The sequence below is a fragment of the Rhodospirillaceae bacterium genome (assembly GCA_002728255.1).
Lineage (GTDB): Bacteria > Pseudomonadota > Alphaproteobacteria > UBA7887 > UBA7887.
The window spans coordinates 64,218-87,262 of record PBWV01000012.1 but is presented as its reverse complement, the minus strand read 5'-3'; the positions used below and the strand labels follow the sequence as shown (position 1 = coordinate 87,262).

Here is a 23,045-nt window from a genome sequence, read left to right as displayed (position 1 = left end):
TTCTTCCCGCATCGCATACTTCACTACGTTATTCTTATTAGTGGCGTCGCTCATAGCCGTCCAAACATCTGGCGCCATATTTTTTGCCAACTTAGCAACATGAATTGTTGCCTCAACATCAGCCATCGCCTCATGGGCATCCTTATGATCGAAGCCATTGATAGGAGCCAGTTTATCCAACCTAAAGGTCTCCCTGTCCCGATCATCTATAGGAATGGCTAAGGTATTTGGCCTATACATGTGAACCGAATGGGCAATGCGCATGACATCCGACCGGGAATTACCATTTGTATTAGTTAAATACAAAGGCTGCAGTGTCTGGAAAAATGCTTGCCGCAGCAGTTCCTCATCAAACCCAATGGAATTATATCCAACAAAAATGGCTGGACTCCACTCCATAAGCTTTTGTCGAACCTCCTGAATTGCCTCGTAATGGCTGGGCAGGCTCTCATCCAATAGAATGTCTGGAGTAATCCCGGTCACGAGCAGCGCTGCCGGGGACGGAACTATGTGGGGAAGCAACCTGCAGCGTATCTGAAAACGGTCAACTTCATTCAAGTGATCATCAGTTTTAATGGCGGCAAACTGCAAAATTTGGGCGAAGGCTGTTGAGACACCCGTGGTCTCCGTATCATAGAAAACATATGGCATTTACCCTAAACGCCTCCATTTCATATAAACTTTCATCCAGTCGCTTTTTGCAATGGGAAAAGCCCAACCCTCATTGCATCTCAATCAGATTAAAACTAATCTCCTTCAGAACATTTCGGTTGGCCGAAAATTTGATATGGGTAATGGGAATTTCTGTTTTATTCCAAGTCGCATCAACCGCATGCCAAACTTCATTTACTAACACTTCATTCCACGCATGCAATCCAAATTCCTTATCCGAAAAATGCACTAAACCTCTTACCTCACGTGCGGGTATCCTGGCGGCTCTGGCCATTGTGTTAAAAAGCAAAGCGTGCTCTGAACAATCACCTCGACGCTTTTGAATAATCTCAAAAACATTTAGAGAATTCGCTGATAAGTCATCTACAATAAACCGATCTACATAACTCACCAATTTCTCTATTTTCTCCCATTCACTGCTTGCTCCGCCCAATGCGTCGGCTACCATTTTTTGAATTACATTACTTTCTATTGGATAGTTAGCAGTCTCAGAAAGATTTTGCACCCGCTCCACAGCATTTGCAATTTCTGGACTCCCTACATCTTTCCCTAACAAAAGATACGTCTGATCTCCCTCATAGATAATCTGCTGCTGATATCCGGAATAAATACCTCCTTTGTAATTACCAACAATTCGAATTTTTATCCAATCCAACGACCCGGCAGAAGGCAAAGACCTGTCTATCTGGACAATAGAATCCTGGAAACTAGCCCCTCCGAAAGACAACCCTTCCCTTGCAATTGTTTCTTCCTCCAAAACCGCATATCCGGTTGCCTCAACGTATCTCAAAGGCAATCCCCTCGTTGTAAGAAAGGCCTCAAACGAGCTTCTTGTTGCACTCTGCTTCGTCTTAACTCGATAAAAATCTAGTGGCAGTCCTTCTCGAAAACTCGTTCCAATCTCAGTTATGATATCTGTCTCAACTGAAACCTTAAAAGTGTCAGGATCGTAGTATTGATACTCTATCTCATCGCCGACCTTCCAGTCTGAATACTTCCTCAATAACAGTACCGGTGCATATATATCGTGCAAGGAGAGGGAAAATCCTTCAACATCAAAATTGAAGCTCTCCTCACCATGGTCGACTTCCACAAAAATATTCCCACTGTCCACAATGGCCGAGGTCTTCCGTATTTCATCACCAAATTGGGTCACCGATTCTATTCTGCTAAGGACAAAGCTATTCCTAATATCAAAGTACTCCTTAGTACTCTGTCTTATAATAATTCTTTCCTCGTAACGCCTACCACCATCTTCAATTTGATCTAAAAACCATATCTCACTTGCTTCTTCAAAAACCCAATAATCTCCTTTGCGGTATTCATTCCCATTCCACCAACCATACTTCTCATCATCAGTTGAATAGAGACCGAACCAGAGATTATTATAGATAGGATCGGCTACGTACTGACGCACATCGGCGTCAGTCAGTGTTTGGGCATTGGAAGCACCAACTCCAGATAAAATTAAAGCACCAAAAAGAACCGCAAGTACCGCCAATCTCATAGTTTTATGACCTTACCAACACTCAAAGGATCCCATTTTTCCGAGGGCTAGTCAGCCGCCTTTATAAACCAGAAAACTACAGCATAGTGCAATCAACTGTTAGTTGATAGTTAGTCCTACTAAGAGTTACGATGGAAGGCTAGCAAATGATTGTTTTACTTAGCCCAACGCTCAAAATCAGACTCATCCTGAGTAGCACCTTTCTCCTGGAAAACATCGTTAATTGGGCCAGGCCTTGTCGCCAAAGATGAAACTTCTTCTTTGATAGTTTGGTTAGACAAATTGTTGTTTGTATCCACGTGGGAGGGACCATCCAGCTCCGCATCTCCCCCCTCCATATCTGCAGCACTTCTACTTCCAACTTTGGAATGCGAACCATCCACCGGAACAGACTCAGACACCGCTGGCAAAGTATGGTCTGGCTCTCCTGACGTAGCGCTGCCTAACTCTACTATGGAACCGATAATGATAGCGTAAGTGTATGCTAATAATATTTCTAGCATGGTCATTACTCTCCTGATATTTGCATTGGACTCTCGACAATTCCAGAATTAGATCCTTGGGATGAGAGAACAGACGTTTCTCGTGGCTCAGGTTGTTTATTGCAAAGGTCTCCTAAATCCCTTTCACTCTCCATTGGTACAGTCATCTTGGAGGCGTTTGAATCTAGACATTTTCCCCTTATCTTTCCCCCTAACTCAACCCGGATACTTCCATAGGACAATTCTCCTGATAAGCAGCCAGTCGACCGAACCAAAATCTTGTCCTTTACAGTAGCCGTACCTGAGAACTCGCCACCAATGTCCGCAACCTCACAAACAAACGATCCCTTCAACTGCCCACTTGGCTCTATAACCAATCGGTCACATTCAATCTCAGCCTCGACCTCCCCTTTAATTTCAATAGCCCGGCACGCTTTTATGGCCCCCTTTAAGACAACCCCATGTCCTACTATAAGTTCGCCTGCCAATTCCGAAACAGGGCCCTCAGCACCCTCTCTTTGCTGTACAGGGCCAGTGTCTCGTAAATTCTCTAAGGCTTTTTTCTGACGCAAGTCCGTCGGTGGGTATGAAGCATTTCGATTGCTACCCGACGACGAGCGCACGGCAGACTGAGTTAATTTTGGCTCTGAGATAAAGTCTTTTAAGCTACCTGATAAGTTCTTCATTCACGTTCCAATCTATCTCTCTCTTTGGAGGGACGGCAGGGCACAAGTCCAATTTCCAGCATACCCCTTTTCTCCCGCCCCTCCGCCGGGGAGGTTTGTAATCCGCAGCATTGGCTCGTTAAACTGGAAATACTGCAGAACAAGGCACGGCAACAAACTTCCATCCAAAAATGTCAGAAATCCGGCAACAAGGTGGATTTTTAAGGGCTGTGAAGACAGACAAATTATCTACGAACCCTGGAGAGCTTAAACTCTTCAGTCATTGCTTAATTTAGAAATTAAAGAACATCGCTAGTAAGTGTCTAGAAAGTGTTCAGGCACTAATCGATATTTCTCGTCCTCTAAATTCGATATCCGTAGGCCCAACAGATTCTTTCCATCTATATCCGTCCCCATATTCCGCCTGAATCTGATCAAAGTCTTCATCTATTAGCTTAAATTTTTTCACAATTCTTTTCTTATGAGTATCGATGGCCTGATCTTGGATAGCATATCCCTCACCATAGATATGGCTAATAATTTGATCACGGGTACGAACTATGCCAGCCCGCCGCGCCAAAAACCAAACTATCTTAAATTCACTTTTTGTAAGACGCGGAACAACATCCCCCTTCCAAAAACATTGCCTGCGATCAATATCTACCTCCAACTGCCCCTCGGTAAAACCTTTGATGCCGTTCGATGATTCCAAAATCGGCTTCTTTATTCTGGCATTAACACGGGCAAGAAGAACCTCATTTTTGCAAGGCTTACGAATAAAATCATCAGCCCCGAGGTCTAAGCCCGATGCCTCAAGAAAATCTTCGTGCCTGGCGGTCAAGAAAATGACAGAAAGAGATGGTATCGCTTCCTTTAATTTTTGGAACAGCTTAAACCCTGAAATATCAGGCATACATAGATCTAAGATGACAAGATCTATGGAATTCCGTCTAATTCCATGAAAAGCTTGCTCAGCGTTACTAAAAATATCCACAAAAAAGCCTTCAGATTTCAACATATATTCTAGAGACTCCAATAGATTTTTGTCATCATCCACTATCGCAATTCTATGCACCATCATGCCCTCACTATGTTCCATCAGCCACACAGACTGAACTCAAATGGTGGCAACAAAATGTCGCAGTCGATTAGGAAAGACACAAAAAGGCCATACTCTCACCATGCTAACAACAAAATGAGATGTTCCCTTGTCAGCTGAAATAATGGGAGCATAGCTTATGTCTCAAATACCACTACCAAACCAAGAAAGTGACTGGACCTACCTCTTACTTTGTGTAGCCACTTATATAAGTGTATTCATTGGCCTAATATTTGTCATACCGAGGTTTTCAGAGCTGGTTTTATGGGCTTTTGGTTTAATGCCATAAACCCGCCGTTTGGACCAATAAAATCCTATACCTCCGTATCCTGACTCTCCGACACGATACGCTGCCGCGATTGCCAAACTACAAACAAAAATAAGCGCGGGAAGCAATTCCCGGAAAACCCTGACACTGCCTTAGAGCTTCTTGGTATCAAACTGGAGAGTCCCTCTGGGAGGCCGAAAACCCTTTACGTGCAATGCACATCAAATTACAGAAGATGCCATTGGTTTTGCTAAAGTCGATCTAAACCATCTTATCATAGGATTGAAGGTACTAATATCGACCTCTGGTTGGATTACATCGAAAAGTTTGCCGCCGAAGTTATGCCACTAGCCCAGAAAAACGCTCAAAAAAGCAATTCAATTACTTAACTCCTACCAATTTTTATAAAATTGGACTTTCTTATGGTCTTTTTAATGCGGCCCTATAGACTAGACGAGTACAATGACTAAACTACGTACCATGTGAATATAAGGTTTTAAGAGAGGCTCATAATACAATGACAAATCACGGCATGGCACAACTGACAGACCTTCAACGAGAACAGTGGAGTGTCGATGGTTATATTACGATTGAAGGCGCTTTGAGCCCGGAGGAGGTTGAGTTTTTCAGTGGGGAAGTCGACCGAATCCGCATGCTGCCTGGTTGGGAACCTGGCCGAGGAGAGGTCCCTCGTGGCCATTATGCATGGGTGGATCACGCAAATCCTGAACCTGAATCCTTCATGGATCGGCGCGACCTCTTGCCATATCATCAGGCGTTTATCGATCTGATCGATCGACCCAATGTGTTTGACCTCATTGTCGATATTATGGGCCCAGACCTGCAGTTCTCCATGTCACAAGCCATTGTGCGGGGCGGGAAAGACGGGTTCCCCGGATATACCCATACGGATGGCGGGCCAGGACAACGAAGAGTGCGGGTCACAGAGACAAGCGCTCCAATAGCCCTGAAGGTTATGTATCTACTCACAGATGTTGACGGCCCTGATAGCGGGAACTTTACTGTGTATCCAGGAAGCCATATGCGGTCCTTTCCAATTGATGGAGACCGCATACCGCACCCACATGGGCCTGGGGCAGTGCAATTGACAGGAAAAGCCGGTGATGCCTACCTATTCTCTCACTCCCTTTGGCATGGGCCAGCTCCCAATAACACGGACAATGGTCGGAAGACAATATTGTACAACTATTCTCAGATGTTTGTTCGATGGTATGATTATGGCGGTGTACCAGGGGAAATTTTATCTAAATGCACACCTCGCCAAAAACGGCTGCTTGGTGATCTAGGACATGATTTCCGGCCAGGAGACTATTTTTATGTGCCAGAGGACCAAGAGGCGGTAATTTACCAAAATCCCGAAATAGGTAATTCGGCGTTTTTCCCGGGAGGAGTAACTTCCAGCTGGTCAGCCGATACATAAAATTTGAACTGCCACTTCGAAGCCAGCCTCGAGATTCCACATTACCTGTGAGATAACGAGGCTGGCTTTTGTGGAATCGGGATAATCCCTTTAGTTTAAGCTATACAACCTTATAAATCACATGGATTGACTATGACTACCCTCAGTAATCACCAAGTCTTATTAGCGGCTAGACCAGTCGGCCTGCCAAAAGATTCTGACTGGAACATCATTGAAACAGATACTCCAGAGTTAAAAACCGGAGAAATCTTGGTAAAAAATAAATTTATCTCGGTAGACCCTGCCATGCGAGGATGGATGAATGATCGCGCCACCTACGTGCCCCCAATCCCCCTAAAATCTGTCATGCGGGCCCTGACAGTTGGAGAGGTTGTACAAAGCAAAAGTCCAACATTCTCCAAAGGAGATGAAGTAGCAGGCCTAGGAGGAGTGCAGAATTTTTGCATCGCCGAGGCCAGAAATTGGGAGAAAATTGACACTTCAATTGCTCCTCTTCCGATGTGGCTCGATACTTTGGGCATCGCTGGACTGACGGCCTATTGTGGTTTGCTAGAAATCGGCCAACCAAAAACGGGCGATACCGTTTTGGTTTCGGGTGCAGCAGGATCTGTAGGCAGCCACGTGGGCCAAATTGCCAAAATAAAAGGATGTAGGGTTGTGGGTATCGCCGGCGGACCCGACAAGTGTAAGCACATTATAGACACACTTCATTTTGACGATGCAATCGATTATAAAACCGAAGCCCTTCGAGATGGGCTAAAACGCACATGCTCCAATGGGATAGATGTATTTTTTGACAACGTGGGGGGCGAGACGTTGAACTTAGCTCTTGGGCGGATCAATGTTGGAGCAAGAGTTGTGATTTGCGGGGCGATTTCTCAATACAATGTAACTGAATCTCCAACCGGCCCTGCCGCATATATTAATCTTTTGGGGCGCAGGAGTCGGATGGAAGGGTTTATTTATTTTGATTTTAAGAATAAGTGGCCCTCCATGCAAAAGGACCTTGCTTCTTGGCACTCTTCTGGAAAAATTCAAACTCAACATGATGTAGCTCACGGAAATGTGTCTATATTTCCTAAAACGCTTCTGAGGCTGTTCCAAGGAGATAATTTCGGGAAACTAATGATAGAACTCTCGCACTGAGAATTCTTCGGACAACAGCTTAATTTATGCGTAAGATAAAAACCCAACCTGCGCCACCCTCACCCCTTGAGGGACACAACCCAGAAAGCTGAGAAAAATGGCTAATCGTTACAACTGCAACAAATGTCCAGCCTATTGTTGTTCTTACTCGGAAATTGTCGTTACCAAATCAGATATTAAAAGGCTGGCCAAACACTTTGCTATTTCTACCGATAGAGCCCAAAAAAAATTCACCAAAAAGGGTGAAACCAAGGGGGAGAGGATCCTTAGGCACCAATTAGACCCCCACTTTACTACCATATGCCGCTTTTTAGACACGGAAAGCCGAAATTGCACAATATATACGGCTCGGCCCAAAATATGCCGCGAATTTCCTGGGAAAGGCAGATGTGGGTATTACGATTTTCTTACCTTCGAAAGGTCCACTCAGGAGGACCCGGAATGGGTCGCTACAACGGATTAGCCAGAATCTATGAAAAGGAAGGCATTTTCTCATGGCGACCATTAAGGTAGACACTGGTACCGAAGAATTATTATGTGAAATACAGGACCGGGTCGCTACTATCACCTTAAACAGACCTGAAGTACGGAACGCGTTGGGAGATAACATAACGCCCGCACTTCGTACCACAATCCAGGAAATGGCTTCAGACGATACGGTCGGGTCGCTAGTCCTTACAGGGAGTGGAAAAGCCTTTTGTGCGGGGGGAGACGTAAAAAGTATGGGGCAAAGCACACCCCCCCAAACCCAAACAATAGACCAAAAGATAAACCTCCTGAAAGAACGCCAAAGAACTCTGACTGGGAGCCTACGGCAAGTCCGTAAACCGACTATCGCCTCTCTGCCAGGTCCAGCTGCTGGAGCAGGCCTAGCCATCGCACTGGCCTGTGACATCCGAATTGCTGCCGAGTCCTCCTTTGTGAGCACAGGTTATGCTGCGGTTGGCCTTTCTGGCGACTATGGGATTTCCTGGCTACTAACAAGATTGGTGGGGACTGCCAAAGCCCATGAACTAATGTTCACGGCAGATCGAGTGACTGCCGAAGAGTGCAGCCGTATCGGACTTGTCAACCGCGTTACCACGGATTCAGACTTGCAACGAGAAACCTTTAAGCTAGCTCACAAACTAGCAAATGGCCCGGTAATCGCTTTGCGCCACATAAAAGAAAATCTCGAAGACGCCCTGAAGGAGAATTTTCTGTCAGCGTTAGACAACGAAGCCGAGAGACTTGTACAAACCGCCCAAACAGAAGACCACAAAGAGGCGGTCCGGGCATTTATTGAAAAACGAGCGCCGGTCTTCAAAGGTGAATAATGAAATCCTGGAGCACAATTAGGCCATTGTGTCCATCATAAAAAATATTATCCTTCTTTCTACCTAATGTTTACAGTGACGACGGAAAATTATGGNCATATTGAAAGATATCCGCGTTCTTAGCTTCAACCATTTCTTATTAGGACCTATGGGAACCCAGGTCCTCGCGGATTTGGGTGCCGATGTTATCTCTATTGAGCCTGTANGCGGAGCTTTTCAGCGTCACTGGGGAGGAGCAAACCACAAAGTAGATGGGGAGAGTATGCTTCACCTTTGTGGTAACCGAAATAAAAAGAACTTGGCCATAGACATCAAAGACCCCGCTGGCCATGAAATAATCCAAAAATTATTAAAAACGGCTGATATTCTCAGTGAAAATTTTCGGCCAGGTGTTATGGAAAAGTTGGGCTTTGGATACGAAACAGTACAGCGGATCAATCCAAAAATAATCTATGCATCTGCCTCAGGCTTCGGCCAGGANGGTCCCTATAGTAAACGACCCGGACAAGATCTGGTTATTCAAGCCTTATCCGGCTTAGCGAACCTGAATGGCAACCAGAACCAGCCACCTGTCCCCGTGGGAGTGTCAGCCGCTGACCACCATGGCGCACAAATTCTTGCTATGTCGATACTTGCATCTTTGTACCGACGTGAGAAAACCGGTAAAGGAACCAAAGTAGAAGTTGACCTACTTTCAGCAGCACTAGATTTGCAAAACGAGTCGTTAGTCTGTTATCTCAACGGAGCTACACATAACCAACGACCTCCCAAAAATATAGCAGGCTGGTACTTCCCGGGGCCGTACGGTATATACAAGGCAACCGATGGTTATATTGCTATTTCACTCGGCCCCATGAATTCGCTAGCGAAGGCCCTCAGCAAGCCTGAATTAGCCGACTTTGGTGAGCCTGAGACTTTTAGCCGGAAGGAAGAAATCGCCGATTTAGTCCAAAGCGCTATCTCTCACCTAGATTTGGTAAGCGTAGAAGAAAAGCTAGAGAGTGAAGGCCTTTGGTATTCTCGCGTCAACGATTACGCCGCCGTGCTTGAGGACCCTCAAGTCCGACACAATGGATCTTTCTCAAAGATCACCACAGACTTAGGCTCTACCCTTCGCCTCGTTGCTCATCCGGCTAAGTACGATGGCGTCCGGCCGGAGGTTCGCTTACCTCCTCAACCGCTTGGTGCTCAAACCACAAAAATACTTGATGAACTGGGGTACAACCGAAAAGAGATACTTGCCCTGGCGGAAAAAGGTATTATCCATATAGCCCCCCTTCCACAAAAACCTCTGAAATGAATGTGACCATAAAGACGGGGAATGCTTGGTCCCCGAGTACCTTCTCCGGCTGACAATATTTCTTAGGAGGACCTTTCACCCGTGCCTACAAAATTTGGATACCTGCTCCCGACTAGGGAGTTAGTAATGAATGGCGAACCTGCAACAGCTCCTTTGCTTACTTGGGCAGAAAAATCTGAAGGCTTAGGGTTTGATTCCATTTGGGTTGGCGATAGCCTCTTGGCCAAGCCTCGTCACGAACCATTTACATTACTGGCCGCGGTTGCCGCCAGAACTACTGACTTAANCATAGGGACAGCCGTTCTATTGCCAGCGCTCCGAAACCCGGTAGTACTAGCCCACCTGGTTGCCACTGTAGATCGTATTAGCACCGGACGCCTAATATTGGGGCTTGGGATAGCTGCCGATGCTCCAAGCATTCGCTCTGAATTTGCTGCGGCGGGCGTCCCCTGGGAGAAACGTGTGGGTAGAATGATGGAGGGCCTGCGCCTATGTAAAGCACTATGGTCAGGAAAGAAGGTTGACTGGGATGGCCGCTGGAAATTAAGCCAGACTTCTCTTGATATGACCCCACATCGTCCAGAGGGCCCCCCTCTATGGGGTGGCGGCTCGGCAGAAGGTAGCCTACAGAGGGCTGGAAAATACTTAGACGGCTGGATGCCACTAGGACCTGATTCTGAGAGAATTGGTAAAGATTGGTCCAAGGTCCAACAAATCGCCCAAAATGCAAATCGAGACCCAAATGGATTAACCTGCTCGGCCTATTTAACCCTATCGATCGATGATGACGTTGAAACTGCAAACGAACGACTTAATGCCTACCTTAAAAAATATTATGGGCCAGCCGCTCTCCATATGCGAAAAATTTCCGCCTGCTTTGCAGGTCCTCTCTCTGAAACCNCTGAATGGTTAAATGGATTTATCACATCTGGCGCAACCCACCTAATTCTTCGGTTTGCGGGGGATCAAGATAAGCACCTAGAAGAATTCACAAAGATTCAAGCAAAACTAAGGTAGATGCAAAATATTAATTGGTATAGATAATTCAGTTTCGAAATAGCAATGGCAGAAATAGGAAATAACAGCCTAACAAGCTTAAATAAATGACAAGGATTAATATGAAACTTCATCACGCACCAAATACCAGGTCTGTACGCATTGTATGGCTTTTAGAGGAACTCGGTCTCTCCTACGATTTAGAACTTTATAAATTGGGTGATCCTGGAATGCGGAGCCCTGAATACTTAAAAGTACATCCGATGGGCCGCGTCCCTGTGCTTGAAGATGGCGGTACAAAAATATTTGAGTCAGGAGCTATTGTTCAGTACGTACTGGCTAAATATGGTGAAGGAAAATTAACACCAGAACCCTCAAACCCTGACTTTGGCACTTATTTGCAGTGGCTCCATTACGCAGAGGGAATGATCATGCCCCAAGTCAATATCATAGTAGTAGAAACCATTCTACTTCCTGAGGACCGAAGGAGCAAAGTGAATGAGGAACGTGCAAAAAAACTTCTAACCAGGATGCTTAACGCAGTAGAAACGGGCCTTGAAGGCAAACAGTATATAGCAGGCCAGTTTAGTGGAGCGGATATCATGACAGGGCACGCATGTGTGGTGTCTGGCCGCCTTGGAGCAGACTTATCGGACAAACCTAATGTCAGAGCGTATATTGAACGGCTTGAGTCTAGACCAAGCCTAGAGAAAGCTTGGAAAACTGGGNCCGAGTAGTTTATCTTTTAGCGTGCGGAGCTATCTATGCAAAAGAGTAGGCCCGTCAGGCAACTTTGGACCTTAGTGTAGCGGAGAAAGAGTCGTGAGCCTTCTAAGAGTTGGGATTGCAGGACTAGGAACTGTGGGCGGTAGTCTGGTCAAATTACTTCGACAACAAGCAAAGACCATTGAAGTTCGATGCGGCGTTTCCGTTGAAGTAACCTCCGTTTCCGCGCGGGATAAATCTCGAAAAAGGGACTTTGATATAGATGGCCTCACATGGCATGAACATGCCACAGGTTTGGCCAAGGACAAAAACGTTGATGTAATCTGTGAGTTAATTGGGGGAAGTGATGGCATTAGCCTAGACCTATGCCAAGCAGCCATAAAGAATGGAAAACACATTGTTACCGCGAATAAAGCTCTCATGGCGATGCACGGGGCAAACTTAGCGGAACAAGCAGAAAAACATAATATTGAATTGCGCTACGAAGCGGCTGTCGCCGGCGGGATTCCGGTAATTAAATCGATGCGGGAAGGTCTGGCTGCAAATACTATTGATGGTGTTTTTGGCATATTGAATGGAACTTGCAACTATATTCTAACAGAGATGCATAATGCAGCGGCTTCTGGTCACCGCCAGAACTTTGAAGATGTCTTAAAAACAGCACAGGATCTTGGATACGCTGAGGCCGATCCTTCGACCGATATTGATGGCGTTGATGCGGCACATAAACTCGCTTTGCTCTCCAGTCTTGCTTTTGGTACAGCTGTGGATTTCAACTCAATTTCCGTGGAGGGCATCAGGTTTATAAGCTCTGTCGATATCGAGTACGCGGTGGAACTGGGATACGCTATTAAACTCCTGGCCGTCGCACAGAAGACCCAGCATGGGATCGAACAACGGGTGCAACCTAGCATGGTATCTAAGGATACCCCACTCGCCCATGTTAATGGCGTAACCAATGCCGTCGTTGTTCAAACAAATATTTGTGGGGATACTATGTACCAGGGCCCTGGCGCGGGAGGGGGAGCTACAGCATCGGCAGTGGCTGCAGATATCATTGATATTGCCCGTGGCCATAGAACGCCAACTTTTTCAGTTCCTGCTGCAAAACTAGCACCTGCTGAAAAGAAAGCTGGTCTGTCAATTCCTTCCGCATTCTATATCCGTCTGATGGTTGTAGATAAGCCAGGAGTAATCGCTGATGTAGCTGCCAGATTACGCGACCACGACGTGTCGATGGAGTCCATGCTACAAAGATCACGAAATCCTGATGACACAGTTCCCGTGGTGATCACTACTCATGAAACTAATGGGGTCAACCTTCGCAAGGCGATGGAACAAATAGAAACATTAGCCTCAGTGGTAGAGACCCCGAGAATTATTCATATAGAAAGTTTGTAATTTGATGCCAACAGATCAGAGTTCCCAACTTTCCCACTCAGGACATCACTCGCCCCCAACTTGGCGCACTTCAGCGGCAGCGACCTTGCATTGCCTTACCGGCTGCGCGATAGGGGAAGTGTTAGGGCTAATGATTGGCGTTACCCTACAACTGGGTGTAACCCTAACAATTGCCTTAGCGGTTGCGCTCGCTTTCACTATTGGCATTTCTCTTGCCGTCCGCCCTCTAATGCAGGACCAAAACCTTAAGCTCATTGATGCATTACGTATAGTGTGGGTTGCTGAAATAATATCAATTGGCGTAATGGAACTAGCAATGAATTGGGTCGACTTCTACATCGGAGGAATAAGCGCTCCTTCCATTTTTTCCAGTATTTTCTGGATTGGCATTATGTTTGCGATACCAGCTGGTTTTATAGCTGCATGGCCGGTCAACTATGTCCTACTTCGCATGCATCTCAAATCGTGCCACTAGTCTCTCTTATTCAACCATAGAAAGAAACTCGTCGACTGTGCGCACTGCATGAGCTATTCGCGGATAATCAAATTTAATCGCAGCCTCATGCTCATCCGGACTAAACGCAGCAACAGCGTCGGTTAAGAATGTCGTGTGATAGCCCATTTCCACGGCATACCTTCCTGTGGATTCGACACAGGTGTTCGTTACCAAACCAACTACAACCACATATTCAATCCCATGTTGGCGCAAGATATAGTCTAAATCTGTATTGGGAAACGCGCTGGTTAACCAGTGCTCCTTAGCAACAGCGTCACCAGGCATAGGCTTCAACTCATCGTGAAATTCGCCACCCCATTCGCCATGAGCAAATACTTGAAATTTGGACGCGCCAATATGGTTCCGGTGCAAAAATTTCCAATTTTCATAATCCCCCTCCCTCCATCTTCTATGAGGGGCGTAAACAACACGAACTCCTTTAGAACGTGCCCCCTCTGCCAAGCGCTTTAAGTTCTCGATCAAATTCACTTGCTCAGCGACTGGCTTGATCCTCTCCCACAATTTTCCGCCCTCCGCAATGAAGTCATTGAAAGGGTCAACCATAATGACAGCAGTGGCCTTGGCAGGATAATACTCATCGACATCCGTCGCGAGGACCCCGCTATTTCCAGTCGTAAGGAAAAGCACTACCAAAGCTGCAAGAACCCCCATTATTTTCACTATATCACCCCCCTTTTTCACCTAGCCCTCGACTTTCTATAAAAATAAAACTAGTCAACATCCAACTCTGTTTTACGTAACAGAAAAATGAAAAGTAAAGAAGTAGCAAACATTATCAGGCTATAAGTCGCGGCCGGAATAACAACAGCGCCGCCGCCAAATAACAGTACGGCTACAGTTATTGCCAGAGTGCCATTCTGCAAACCACATTCAATGGAGATAGCAATTCTTTGCCGAATGCCCGTGGCCAACGCCCGCGCTATAACGTAAGCAAGCGCCATCATAACTATGTTCAAGGTTAAGGTAACCAAGCCCGCTTGTGAAAAGTACTCAACAATATTAGCTCTTTCATTAGCGATTGCGCCAAGAAGTACTAATACAAACAGTCCCGTGGAAATTCGTTTGGTGACAGCCTCTATACGAACTGCAAATAATGACCAGAAATGGCGAACTAATAGACCGGCAAGCACTGGAACTGTCACGATAACAAAAACACTGACAGCAGTTTTTGCGATGGAAAGATCTTCCCCAATGCTTCCTTCCATAAAATGGTTGTATGAAAATACGGCGATTAAGGGAACAGAAATAACACTAAACAAACTGATAACTGCGGTTAGCGATATTGAGAGGGCAACATCTCCTCTAGCAAACGACGTCAAAATATTGGAAGTAACGCCCCCTGGAGCTGCAGCAATAATCATGACACCTAAAGCAATTTCAGGAGAAAGAGGCCACACCTTAACCAAAAGAAAGGCCACAAGTGGCAGGAGGATAATTTGAGATAAAGCTCCAACAACAAAATCTCGCGGTTGCTTCACAACACGGGAAAAATCCTCCAAGGTCAAGCCAAGACCAAGTGAAAACATAATAAATGCGAGTGCCAGCGGCAAAATTACATCGGTCACTATGCCCATATCCATCTCCTACCCTGCAAGTATTAATTGAGCTTCAGATCCAATCCATCATATAGGATTAATCGTATACAAGACATGATAAGATTACTTATAGCGGAGTTGACCACAGGCACCGGTCTAGAATAATAATTCCTGTGGCAGTCAACTACTTGGGAATTAGGAGCCATCAATGAAACCATTTCTGTGTGTTATTTCTGTACTGATATTGGGATTAAGCCTTCCCGCGGTTGCAAACGATTGCCCATCTGGGGCGGAGGGACACCTTTGTAGGGCAGAAAGTGGAGATCCACATGCAATGTTCAAGGTAGCCAGAGCGGCCTACATGGAAGGCCGCGAAACCGGAGATCTTTCTGAAGCATATGAGTGGGCTTGGAAATCCAAGAAAGGCGGCGACCGATGGGGACGCCAAATCCTTAAGATGATCTATATCAATGCAAATTTGCACCATGACCCCGTGGAAGCACACAGATGGTTAACCCGCGGTGTGAACGAAGGAAACAGAAAGAAAGAAGAGGGTGAAGCGGATCAGGGTCCAGCTGATGCCGGCCACAAAGTAGTCATCTTGTGGCTGATGCGCCTAGAGCAAACCATGACCAAAGCGCAAATAGATGAAGCCAATTCAGTAGTGCTAGACTTGGATTAACCCTTTGCAACTATACTTATTAGAGAGCTCCACGAAAATGATTAAGAAGCTATATGTAGTCGTAGGCTTAGCAATGCTCAGCTTCAGTGGAATAACCTTTGGAGAAGACTGTCCCTCGGGCCTTGATGGAAACCTCTGCCGCGCCGAAAACGGTGATCGACGGGCAATGTACATGGTAGCCCGGGCCGCTTACGTCAAAGAAAACGAGGCTATCAAAGACGGCGCGAAAGTCGTGGATTTCTCGCATGCTTACGAGTGGGCATGGAAATCCAAGAAGCTAGGGTTCCAAGGAGGTAATAGCGTTCTAAAAATGATTTACGTAAATGCCACAATGCACAAGGATTCTATTGAGGCGCACAGGTGGATCACAAGAGCCCTAAACGATGGTGAGGACTACCTCGTATTATGGCAGCAACGCTTGGAAGAGAGCATGACCCAAGCACAAATCCAAGAAGCTAACTCAAAAATACTGGATTAACATCGGGCCCCAAGGAATGGGGCCATGCCGGCCCCACCCATAACCAATACGATTATTATTGATCTCCTAGATCCTCTGTCTCTACATTAATCAGGTCGGGATTGCCCGCGTGTCCTGCCACTGAGTCATCCAACGGCACGCCCTTGAAATTATCGATAATAAACTGGGCCACGGCATACATGGTCCTCTCGCCAATAACCCCTTCAAAGGCCGGCATACCCATATCTTCCCGTCCATATTTTATGATATAGACCAGTCCCTCTAAGTCCAGCTCTGTCTCATGAAGGTTCGCGGCATACCCACCATAACTCCGTCCACCCCTACCATCAGGCTTATGACAAGTTCTACAGATATCCAGGAATTCTTTGTGCACTATCGGGCGGGGTTTTAGTTTCTTTTTCTTTTTAGGCTCCGCCTCGGCGCCTGTAGCATCAGGACCAGCCCCCGCTTCAGCCGGGTAAATACCCAACGGACCACGCTCCCAATGGGAAAACAACCCTATAACTAGTGCTAGGCAACCCAGCACCTTTATAATCTCTCTTAATTTCATCCGGGAAACCTCTACCAAGTAATTTAACTACGATCAAATAAGATACTAACAACTTAGGCCTAACAAACCTCCACAACCCTTGGATTAAGCAGAACCGACAAGCCCTAATCCTAGGCAAAAAAAAAGGTGGGCCGGCACGCTTAGTGCCGACCCATCCTCCTTATCCCCTAATTGTGGAGACCGAATGTATACAACATGTTTGCAACATTGGTTAACCACAACTCCGGATGGATGTCGTTGCTCCACTGTTCGTGGGCCCCGCCATAACCAACTTCAACGGAGATCATCTGTCTGCCTTCGACTTCATAGGTCATAGCAGGAGCATTAGCACCTGCACCCATGTCGAACTCCCAGAGCTCCTCACCGGTAACCGCGTCTAAAGCGACGAGTTTACCTTCGGCGTAGGTCGAGAACACCAACCCACCACCGGTCGTGAGAAGACCACCATACTGAGGATAATCGGTGTGGGTCTTCCAAGCGATGCGACCAGAAGTAACATCAATGGCTGTCACACTACCGATCCAACGACCAAAACGGCCATTGGCAAACTGTACAGCTGGATCACTGTCACCGAAGGTCTGGTATGGATAACCACCCAAGAACCACTGGCGAACGGCTGGATCCCAATCTGGATCAGCAACAATCGTCAATGCACGGTTACAGGACTCATTTACAGGAATGTAGTACATTTTGGTACCTGGATTATACGCAGTTGGCGACCAGTTCTTAGCACCAGCATGCGAAGGACAAAGGATGCCCTCTACAGTACCTTTAGCTCCAACCTCAGTGGTCGTTCCGCGATGTGCAGCCGTACCTGGGTTGTAGTGCTGGACGTCTACGTTAGGGTCATATGAGTTCGGACGACCGTTCTCGTCAAGACCATTACTCCAGTTCTCATAATCTACGTACACAGTACCCCAAATGTATGAACCATCAGCACGATCCATGGCATACGCATAACCATTACGGTCAGCATGCAAGACAGCCTGACGGTACTTACCGTTGATCACGCCATCAACCAAGGTTTTCTCAGCAATGGAGTCATAATCATAAGGATCATTTGGTGTGTGTTGGAAACCCCAGACGAAGTCGCCTGTAGTCGCGTCAAACGCGATCGTGCTATCCGACCAGAGGTTATCACCAGGACGATATTCGTTATCCCAGTCTGGACCAGGATTCGCCGTACCCCAATAGATGAGGTTCAACTCAGGATCGTAGGCACCAGTTACCCAAGTGGAAGCACCACCCGTAGCCCATGCGCCATGATCATCTTTCCAAGTCTCGTTGCCTGGCTCACCTGGAGCAGGAATAGTATGTCTGCGCCACTGCTCTTCACCTGTATTCATGTCAAGAGCTGCAACCCATCCGCGAACACCAAACTCAGCACCGGCCATTCCGGTCAAAACCAGACCATTAACAACCAATGGAGCACCAGTCATTGTTTCAGCAATGCCAGGGTCAGCGACTTGAGCCTCCCAAATCAACGAACCATCAGCCTTATTCAAAGCAATGACACGTCCATCAATCACCTTGGAGAAGACCATGTCTCCGCCCAACGCAACACCGCGGTTGTTAATACCGCAGCAAAGCACGCTTGGAGCCCAGTCTTTGTCGGCTTCTGGATCATACTCCCATACCAACGTTCCAGTGCCACCGCGAGCATCTAGTTTACTTACTGTACCCCAGCCCGTGGTGATATATAAAAAGCCATCTTCAGCAAGAGGTGTACCCTCTAGACCAGACGACCTAAACTTAACTGGATCCTGACCACCGCCGTGTTGATCACCCATTGCATAGGTCCACTTCACGACAAGATCACCAATGGTGTCTCTGTTAATTTCACTTAACGGAGAATACCGATGGGTCTCATAGTTACCATGATGATGAATCCAATTCTCTGGTTCGGCTTCACTATTCAGCAAACGCTCTTGGGTAACATTGCCAGCCAATGCAGCCGACGCCAACATTGCGGCGCCTGCTGTAACAGCCAACAGAGCTTTTGCTGAACTCGAAGCTACTCGAGTAATTGTCATATGTTTTATCTCCCTTTAGTTACGCGAGTGCTTATTAAGAAAATCACAACCAATTAAACGCCAATCGGATGCGACACCTAACTCCGCTCCCTCCCCACACAGATTGTGATAATCACACTCGCGCGATGTGAGGCGTAACGGAAACCTAACAAACAGCCGTATTCTGGCCATTTTCAAGAGAGACGTCAATAACCCGGATGCAAAACTGCACGCCTAATTTTGGAAAAAAAAGTGAATATCTCAGCCCATCCAATTTTCTTAAATCCGGGGCTATTTACATAGACGGGGAAACCCCTCCCACTATTTACTAGATATGGTGTCATACATATTTTCACACACTATATGGGCACAAATCATCCTTGATTCATGCGCTTTTCTCACAACTTGTGCCACCACACCGCTATGCCAGAGAATGCTCACACATTCTCAGCCAATCCCTCCACAACCAATAATTGTTTGGTAGTAGTCACAGATTCTCTCAATTTCTTCCAAGGCTGATAATCAGGATCCGCCTGAAAGGCCTCCAATGCTGCCCTTGAAGGCCATTTAAAAATTACGACCCGATTCGGTTTCCAGTCGCCAACGGGAACATCTATGGCTCCATCCCGAGCCAAGTATTCTCCCCCATGGCGGGCAACGTATTCGGGAACCGCCGCTTTGTATTCATCATATTTGGCGCGGTCATGAATTTCATTTTCAAAGATCACATAAATAGGCATCAAGGCTCCCCTATACATTAACCAAGTTTAATTAAACGCAACCACGACTTTCGTAGTCAGCGGAAAGGCGGTTCCAGTATCATAGAAACTCAAGTATCATATCAATACTTCCCTTGAAAAATTTTGCTACACCATCCTCTTCCCAAATCAGAATAGGATCGCAAGAAATGCAAAGGCTGAAAAATAAAAGGGCTCTAATTACCGGCGCTGCCGCTGGCATAGGGTCCGCAACCGCTAGATTATTTGTAAACCAAGGGGCACGTGTTTTTCTCGTAGACACAAATGAAGAAGGCCTTCGCACCACCGTCCAAGCCGCGGGCTCTGCCCAAGCAAACTACACTGTAGCAAATGTTGCAGATGAACCCTCCACACAAAAATACGTCACACTCGCAAAAGATTTTTTAGGCGGCATTGATATCGCTTTGTTAAACGCAGGAATAGAGGGTGAGGTGCATCCGATTGCAGACTGCCCCGAGGAAGTTTTTGACAAGGTGCTGGCCGTCAATCTCAAGGGTGCCTGGCTAGGGCTGAAATACATTATGCCACAAATGGCAGCTGGCGGAGGCGGAAGTATAGTGCTTACTTCATCCATCGCTGGGGTACGAGGCAGAGCAGGTCTGGCTCCTTACGTAGCCAGTAAACATGGTGTCATAGGACTAATGCGTAGCGCTGCTCAAGAGGGCGCACCCGACGGCATTCGGGTCAACACTGTAAACCCCTCTCCTGTCGAAACACGGATGATGCGCTCCCTTGAAAAGGGGTTTTCTCCCGAAAACCCCGAGCAATTTCGTAAAAAAATGTCAGGGCGCCTGCCTCTTGGCAGGTATGCCGAGCCAGACGAAATCGCGAATCTTATGCTCTTTCTTGCCAGCGATGAATCAAGTTATATAACGGGTTCGGTCAATATGGTTGATGGCGGCCTTACTGCCTAAGCCTGATATTAATGGTTGTGTGGCTTTAATAGACAACTGGCAGGAGCATCAAATATGGGCCAACTGGCAAACAAAGTTGCTGTTATAACGGGTGGAGCCAGTGGCATAGGATCAGCAACAGCCGAGCTATTCGTCCAAGAAGGTGCTAAAGTCGTCATTGCCGACATGCAAGCCGACCGAGGCAAGACCCTCGCAAGCAAACTCGGCCCAAACGCAATATTCTCTCACGCGGAAGTAAGAAATGAAGATCAAATCGAACGTGCCATCGGACTAGCAATTTCCCAATGGGGGCGGCTGGACTGCATGTTCAACAATGCTGGCTTTGGCGGCGCATTAGGACCTCTGGAAGATATCCCAGTCGCAGAATTCGATATGACCTTTGATGTCTTGGTAAAAGGAGTATTCCTTGGAATGAAGCATGCTATCCCCATAATGAGAAAGCAACGAAGTGGCAGCATAATCAATACGGGCAGCATCTCTGCCATCACCGCTGGACGCGGGCCCTTGGTCTACTCAGCAGCCAAAGCGGCAGTTGTGCACCTCTCCAAAGTAACGGCCATGTCTGTTGCCGCAGAATCAATCCGAGTAAATGCGATTTGCCCTGGCTATATCGCCACGCCCCTAAACGTGAACACTGTCGGCAAGCCCGATTCAGTCATAGAGGAACGTCTTGAACGCCAGCCTATCCCGCAACCTATCCCGCGAGTTGGTCGGCCTAAAGATATTGCGGAGATGTGTGTCTTCTTAGCAAGTGAGCGGTCCACCTTTCTAACAGGGCAATCAATAGTTGTTGATGGTGGCGCTGCGTCAGGGGTTTTCTGGGAGGACCAAAATCCAGTATACAAAACCCACCGACCTATAAGTGTATACAATCCCGACACACCCTAAACATAAAAAACGGTAGCGAAAATGAAATTAACTAACATTCTTTTCTTGGCCCTCATTGTGCTAGCAAGCACTCCGTCTTGGCAGGCTTACTCTGCAGAGACAAAGGTGGGCTCCCTAGTGATACAAGATCTTAGAGCTAGGGCAACTGCGCCAGCGGCACCGGTTGGGGCAGGATATCTAACGATTATGAATATGGGCGAGCAAGAGGATCTGCTAGTACGGGTGAGCGCACCCTTTGCTGGGCACACAGAGATTCACGAAATAAAAATGGATGGCGACGTAGCCAAAATGCGTCCTCTTCAATCCGGACTAAAAATTCCTGCCGGGCAAAGCGTAAATTTAACTCCCGGTGGGCTTCACCTAATGTTCATGGATCTTCAACATCCCCTAAAGGCGGGAGACACCCACACGATTGTGCTGCATTTTAAATATCATGGGGAGGTCAGCGCCTTACTAACAGTGCGACGTGACCCTTCGCAGTCAGACACCGAAAGCGACCACCATCACCATTAGAATAGAATGAAACGCCTTGCGAGGCGCAAATCGTGCAAGTTAGTTCAGTGACACTGGACTTGTTTGGTCACTGACAAAATTTCTTCTCCAACAGCAAGTTGGCTATGGTCGTTGGCGTTCAACGTAACGGTAATATCCACTAATCCATGGGGCAACTTGCTTATGTGAAACCACGGTCCATAAACACGGGCTACTTGTTCGCCGTCCACATACAAATGCGCGTGTCCCTCTCCCGGAACCGCCTGCCCCCCTACCTTTTCAGGGGCAAACTGAAAATTTGTTGTAACCAAATTGACGTTCCACCCGTGATCAACATCTTTTGTAACCACCAAATCCAAGGTTGGAGCATCAGGTCCTGCCGCCAATACCGTAACCCGCTGGTGGAGTGCCTCGTGATTATGTGCGCTATCAGCAACAGCATCAGACGATGGTGTTTCAGCGCCATTGTGGTGCTCATGTTCGGCGTAAGCACTAGAAGCGCTCAACCACAGCGATACCAAGATTAGGCCACAAAATTGCTTCGTCGTCATACTCCCTCCACAAATAAGACACGAAACCCGCGAGTATTCTAACGGATGAACCTAAGTATGGCCACCTCCCAACCACCCATGTTGTTTGGACCAAAGGTGGCGGGTGCTAAACGGGTTCTATATTTTCGTCCTTAACCACCCACACTGTTGGGAGCCTCTCCCGCAAATTCAAATAGTACAGGAGCGTAGGACCCATAACTTCTAAGTCCTCCAAGTATAGGAATAGCACACCACTCTGCAACCGCAGTGGCCTTTCCCAAATTGGTGGTATGTCTACCCAACCCCACATTGTTGACCGATGGCACCGGTTCACATTCTGGTGCCACCTTGTAGGTCAGCGGCGAGGCATGATGTAAGGAAGGGTTCATACCCCAGGCCTTATATAACCCCATATTTGGTTCCGCTGCGGCAATCATTGCAAATGACAACACGGACAGCATGGTTGCTGCAAAAATACTAACGGTGGTTTTCATATCAAATACTCCAATGCTGCTGAAGTTCAAGACCGATCCGCGGGGGATAAGGCTCGTGCCTCTCATCACAATTTTGACCAGCTCAATTTACGTGAAACGACCTTGCTTAGATCATCTTATATGTCGAAGTGTGAACTATTTAACCAATAAATTGGTAAGGTCTTGTCCGACCTTTC

At 46.9% G+C, this 23,045-nt stretch carries 26 protein-coding genes; 14 read left to right on the top strand and 12 right to left on the bottom strand.

Going from position 1 to position 23,045, the window contains the following annotated elements; genetic code table 11:
* The 5 genes from CMM32_03205 to CMM32_03185 all read right to left on the bottom strand — a co-directional run.
* The coding region (locus CMM32_03205) for a hypothetical protein (GenBank protein MBT05908.1) at nt 1–651 on the bottom strand (651 nt) is incomplete at its 3' end.
* Between the two features lie 70 nt (nt 652–721).
* Complete coding sequence (locus CMM32_03200; protein ID MBT05907.1) at nt 722–2,179, bottom strand: hypothetical protein; 1,458 nt, start codon at nt 2,177–2,179, stop codon at nt 722–724.
* Nucleotides 2,180–2,334: 155 nt separating this feature from the next.
* The gene (locus CMM32_03195; protein ID MBT05906.1) at nt 2,335–2,688 is read right to left on the bottom strand and encodes a hypothetical protein; all 354 of its coding nucleotides are present in this window, start codon (nt 2,686–2,688) and stop codon (nt 2,335–2,337) included.
* Nucleotides 2,688–3,347 carry a hypothetical protein gene (locus CMM32_03190; protein MBT05905.1) on the bottom strand — a complete coding sequence of 220 codons (660 nt, stop codon included), beginning with the start codon at nt 3,345–3,347 and terminating at the stop codon, nt 2,688–2,690. Before CMM32_03190 ends, CMM32_03195 begins: the two co-directional genes overlap by 1 nt.
* 313 nt (nt 3,348–3,660) lie before the next feature.
* Nucleotides 3,661–4,425 carry a DNA-binding response regulator gene (locus CMM32_03185; protein MBT05904.1) on the bottom strand — a complete coding sequence of 255 codons (765 nt, stop codon included), beginning with the start codon at nt 4,423–4,425 and terminating at the stop codon, nt 3,661–3,663.
* 785 nt (nt 4,426–5,210) lie between these two features.
* Here CMM32_03185 and CMM32_03180 point away from each other — a divergent pair.
* From CMM32_03180 to CMM32_03140, 9 genes are all read left to right on the top strand, one after another.
* Nucleotides 5,211–6,134: a hypothetical protein gene (locus CMM32_03180; protein MBT05903.1), complete on the top strand. Its 924-nt coding sequence runs from the start codon at nt 5,211–5,213 to the stop codon at nt 6,132–6,134.
* Between the two features lie 132 nt (nt 6,135–6,266).
* The gene (locus CMM32_03175) at nt 6,267–7,280 is read left to right on the top strand and encodes an NADP-dependent oxidoreductase (GenBank protein ID MBT05902.1); all 1,014 of its coding nucleotides are present in this window, start codon (nt 6,267–6,269) and stop codon (nt 7,278–7,280) included.
* Between the two features lie 97 nt (nt 7,281–7,377).
* A complete protein-coding gene (locus CMM32_03170) occupies nt 7,378–7,743 on the top strand; it encodes a zinc/iron-chelating domain-containing protein (protein ID MBT05901.1) in 366 nt (121 codons plus the stop codon).
* A gap of 31 nt (nt 7,744–7,774) precedes the next feature.
* Nucleotides 7,775–8,596 (top strand): enoyl-CoA hydratase, encoded by an 822-nt coding sequence (locus CMM32_03165; protein MBT05900.1) that lies wholly within the window; start codon nt 7,775–7,777, stop codon nt 8,594–8,596.
* Between the two features lie 91 nt (nt 8,597–8,687).
* Nucleotides 8,688–9,896: a CoA transferase gene (locus CMM32_03160; protein MBT05899.1), complete on the top strand. Its 1,209-nt coding sequence runs from the start codon at nt 8,688–8,690 to the stop codon at nt 9,894–9,896.
* Between the two features lie 126 nt (nt 9,897–10,022).
* Nucleotides 10,023–10,913, top strand: a complete 891-nt coding sequence (locus CMM32_03155) for a hypothetical protein (GenBank protein MBT05898.1) — start codon at nt 10,023–10,025, stop codon at nt 10,911–10,913.
* A gap of 101 nt (nt 10,914–11,014) precedes the next feature.
* Entirely contained in the window at nt 11,015–11,629 is a 615-nt protein-coding gene (locus CMM32_03150; GenBank protein ID MBT05897.1) for a glutathione S-transferase, read from the top strand.
* Between the two features lie 85 nt (nt 11,630–11,714).
* Nucleotides 11,715–13,019: a homoserine dehydrogenase gene (locus tag CMM32_03145; GenBank protein ID MBT05896.1), complete on the top strand. Its 1,305-nt coding sequence runs from the start codon at nt 11,715–11,717 to the stop codon at nt 13,017–13,019.
* A 4-nt stretch (nt 13,020–13,023) separates the two neighbouring features.
* The gene (locus CMM32_03140) at nt 13,024–13,494 is read left to right on the top strand and encodes a hypothetical protein (protein ID MBT05895.1); all 471 of its coding nucleotides are present in this window, start codon (nt 13,024–13,026) and stop codon (nt 13,492–13,494) included.
* Nucleotides 13,495–13,500: 6 nt separating this feature from the next.
* On the opposite strand, the gene CMM32_03135 is transcribed toward CMM32_03140, so the two are convergent.
* Nucleotides 13,501–14,187, bottom strand: coding sequence for an isochorismatase (locus tag CMM32_03135; GenBank protein ID MBT05894.1), 687 nt, complete (start codon nt 14,185–14,187; stop codon nt 13,501–13,503).
* Between the two features lie 59 nt (nt 14,188–14,246).
* Complete coding sequence (locus CMM32_03130) at nt 14,247–15,110, bottom strand: symporter (GenBank protein ID MBT05893.1); 864 nt, start codon at nt 15,108–15,110, stop codon at nt 14,247–14,249.
* A 169-nt stretch (nt 15,111–15,279) separates the two neighbouring features.
* Here CMM32_03130 and CMM32_03125 point away from each other — a divergent pair, with 169 nt between their 5' ends.
* Both CMM32_03125 and CMM32_03120 read left to right on the top strand, forming a co-directional pair.
* Entirely contained in the window at nt 15,280–15,753 is a 474-nt protein-coding gene (locus CMM32_03125) for a hypothetical protein (protein MBT05892.1), read from the top strand.
* A 37-nt stretch (nt 15,754–15,790) separates the two neighbouring features.
* Complete coding sequence (locus CMM32_03120; GenBank protein MBT05891.1) at nt 15,791–16,231, top strand: hypothetical protein; 441 nt, start codon at nt 15,791–15,793, stop codon at nt 16,229–16,231.
* A gap of 55 nt (nt 16,232–16,286) precedes the next feature.
* On the opposite strand, the gene CMM32_03115 is transcribed toward CMM32_03120, so the two are convergent.
* The 3 genes from CMM32_03115 to CMM32_03105 all read right to left on the bottom strand — a co-directional run bounded on the left by CMM32_03115 (nt 16,287) and on the right by CMM32_03105 (nt 19,551).
* Complete coding sequence (locus CMM32_03115) at nt 16,287–16,781, bottom strand: hypothetical protein (protein MBT05890.1); 495 nt, start codon at nt 16,779–16,781, stop codon at nt 16,287–16,289.
* A 167-nt stretch (nt 16,782–16,948) separates the two neighbouring features.
* Nucleotides 16,949–18,814, bottom strand: a complete 1,866-nt coding sequence (locus CMM32_03110) for a quinonprotein alcohol dehydrogenase (GenBank protein MBT05889.1) — start codon at nt 18,812–18,814, stop codon at nt 16,949–16,951.
* A gap of 416 nt (nt 18,815–19,230) precedes the next feature.
* Nucleotides 19,231–19,551 carry a D-fructose-6-phosphate amidotransferase gene (locus tag CMM32_03105; GenBank protein MBT05888.1) on the bottom strand — a complete coding sequence of 107 codons (321 nt, stop codon included), beginning with the start codon at nt 19,549–19,551 and terminating at the stop codon, nt 19,231–19,233.
* 149 nt (nt 19,552–19,700) lie between these two features.
* Between CMM32_03105 and CMM32_03100 the strand changes: the two genes are divergently transcribed.
* From CMM32_03100 to CMM32_03090, 3 genes are read left to right on the top strand one after another with little or no spacing between them, the layout of a single operon-like run.
* The gene (locus CMM32_03100; protein ID MBT05887.1) at nt 19,701–20,465 is read left to right on the top strand and encodes an oxidoreductase; all 765 of its coding nucleotides are present in this window, start codon (nt 19,701–19,703) and stop codon (nt 20,463–20,465) included.
* A 54-nt stretch (nt 20,466–20,519) separates the two neighbouring features.
* The gene (locus CMM32_03095; protein MBT05886.1) at nt 20,520–21,353 is read left to right on the top strand and encodes a hypothetical protein; all 834 of its coding nucleotides are present in this window, start codon (nt 20,520–20,522) and stop codon (nt 21,351–21,353) included.
* A gap of 21 nt (nt 21,354–21,374) precedes the next feature.
* Nucleotides 21,375–21,866, top strand: a complete 492-nt coding sequence (locus CMM32_03090) for a hypothetical protein (protein ID MBT05885.1) — start codon at nt 21,375–21,377, stop codon at nt 21,864–21,866.
* Nucleotides 21,867–21,910: 44 nt separating this feature from the next.
* Here CMM32_03090 and CMM32_03085 read toward each other — a convergent pair whose 3' ends face one another.
* Nucleotides 21,911–22,396 (bottom strand): hypothetical protein, encoded by a 486-nt coding sequence (locus tag CMM32_03085; GenBank protein ID MBT05884.1) that lies wholly within the window; start codon nt 22,394–22,396, stop codon nt 21,911–21,913.
* Between the two features lie 131 nt (nt 22,397–22,527).
* Nucleotides 22,528–22,869 (bottom strand): hypothetical protein, encoded by a 342-nt coding sequence (locus tag CMM32_03080; protein MBT05883.1) that lies wholly within the window; start codon nt 22,867–22,869, stop codon nt 22,528–22,530.
* Nucleotides 22,870–23,045: the final 176 nt, after the last annotated feature.

Coding starts and splice junctions, on each gene's coding strand:
- CMM32_03140 (MBT05895.1), top strand. CDS start 13,024: ATGCCAACAGATCAGAGTTCCCAACTTTCCCACTCAGGACATCACTCG.
- CMM32_03125 (MBT05892.1), top strand. CDS start 15,280: ATGAAACCATTTCTGTGTGTTATTTCTGTACTGATATTGGGATTAAGC.
- CMM32_03080 (MBT05883.1), bottom strand. CDS start 22,869: ATGAAAACCACCGTTAGTATTTTTGCAGCAACCATGCTGTCCGTGTTG.
- CMM32_03185 (MBT05904.1), bottom strand. CDS start 4,425: ATGGAACATAGTGAGGGCATGATGGTGCATAGAATTGCGATAGTGGAT.
- CMM32_03135 (MBT05894.1), bottom strand. CDS start 14,187: ATGGGGGTTCTTGCAGCTTTGGTAGTGCTTTTCCTTACGACTGGAAAT.
- CMM32_03095 (MBT05886.1), top strand. CDS start 20,520: ATGGGCCAACTGGCAAACAAAGTTGCTGTTATAACGGGTGGAGCCAGT.
- CMM32_03195 (MBT05906.1), bottom strand. CDS start 2,688: ATGACCATGCTAGAAATATTATTAGCATACACTTACGCTATCATTATC.
- CMM32_03110 (MBT05889.1), bottom strand. CDS start 18,814: ATGACAATTACTCGAGTAGCTTCGAGTTCAGCAAAAGCTCTGTTGGCT.
- CMM32_03175 (MBT05902.1), top strand. CDS start 6,267: ATGACTACCCTCAGTAATCACCAAGTCTTATTAGCGGCTAGACCAGTC.
- CMM32_03165 (MBT05900.1), top strand. CDS start 7,775: ATGGCGACCATTAAGGTAGACACTGGTACCGAAGAATTATTATGTGAA.
- CMM32_03120 (MBT05891.1), top strand. CDS start 15,791: ATGATTAAGAAGCTATATGTAGTCGTAGGCTTAGCAATGCTCAGCTTC.
- CMM32_03105 (MBT05888.1), bottom strand. CDS start 19,551: ATGTATAGGGGAGCCTTGATGCCTATTTATGTGATCTTTGAAAATGAA.
- CMM32_03180 (MBT05903.1), top strand. CDS start 5,211: ATGACAAATCACGGCATGGCACAACTGACAGACCTTCAACGAGAACAG.
- CMM32_03200 (MBT05907.1), bottom strand. CDS start 2,179: ATGAGATTGGCGGTACTTGCGGTTCTTTTTGGTGCTTTAATTTTATCT.
- CMM32_03170 (MBT05901.1), top strand. CDS start 7,378: ATGGCTAATCGTTACAACTGCAACAAATGTCCAGCCTATTGTTGTTCT.
- CMM32_03100 (MBT05887.1), top strand. CDS start 19,701: ATGCAAAGGCTGAAAAATAAAAGGGCTCTAATTACCGGCGCTGCCGCT.
- CMM32_03115 (MBT05890.1), bottom strand. CDS start 16,781: ATGAAATTAAGAGAGATTATAAAGGTGCTGGGTTGCCTAGCACTAGTT.
- CMM32_03190 (MBT05905.1), bottom strand. CDS start 3,347: ATGAAGAACTTATCAGGTAGCTTAAAAGACTTTATCTCAGAGCCAAAA.
- CMM32_03085 (MBT05884.1), bottom strand. CDS start 22,396: ATGACGACGAAGCAATTTTGTGGCCTAATCTTGGTATCGCTGTGGTTG.
- CMM32_03130 (MBT05893.1), bottom strand. CDS start 15,110: ATGGGCATAGTGACCGATGTAATTTTGCCGCTGGCACTCGCATTTATT.
- CMM32_03090 (MBT05885.1), top strand. CDS start 21,375: ATGAAATTAACTAACATTCTTTTCTTGGCCCTCATTGTGCTAGCAAGC.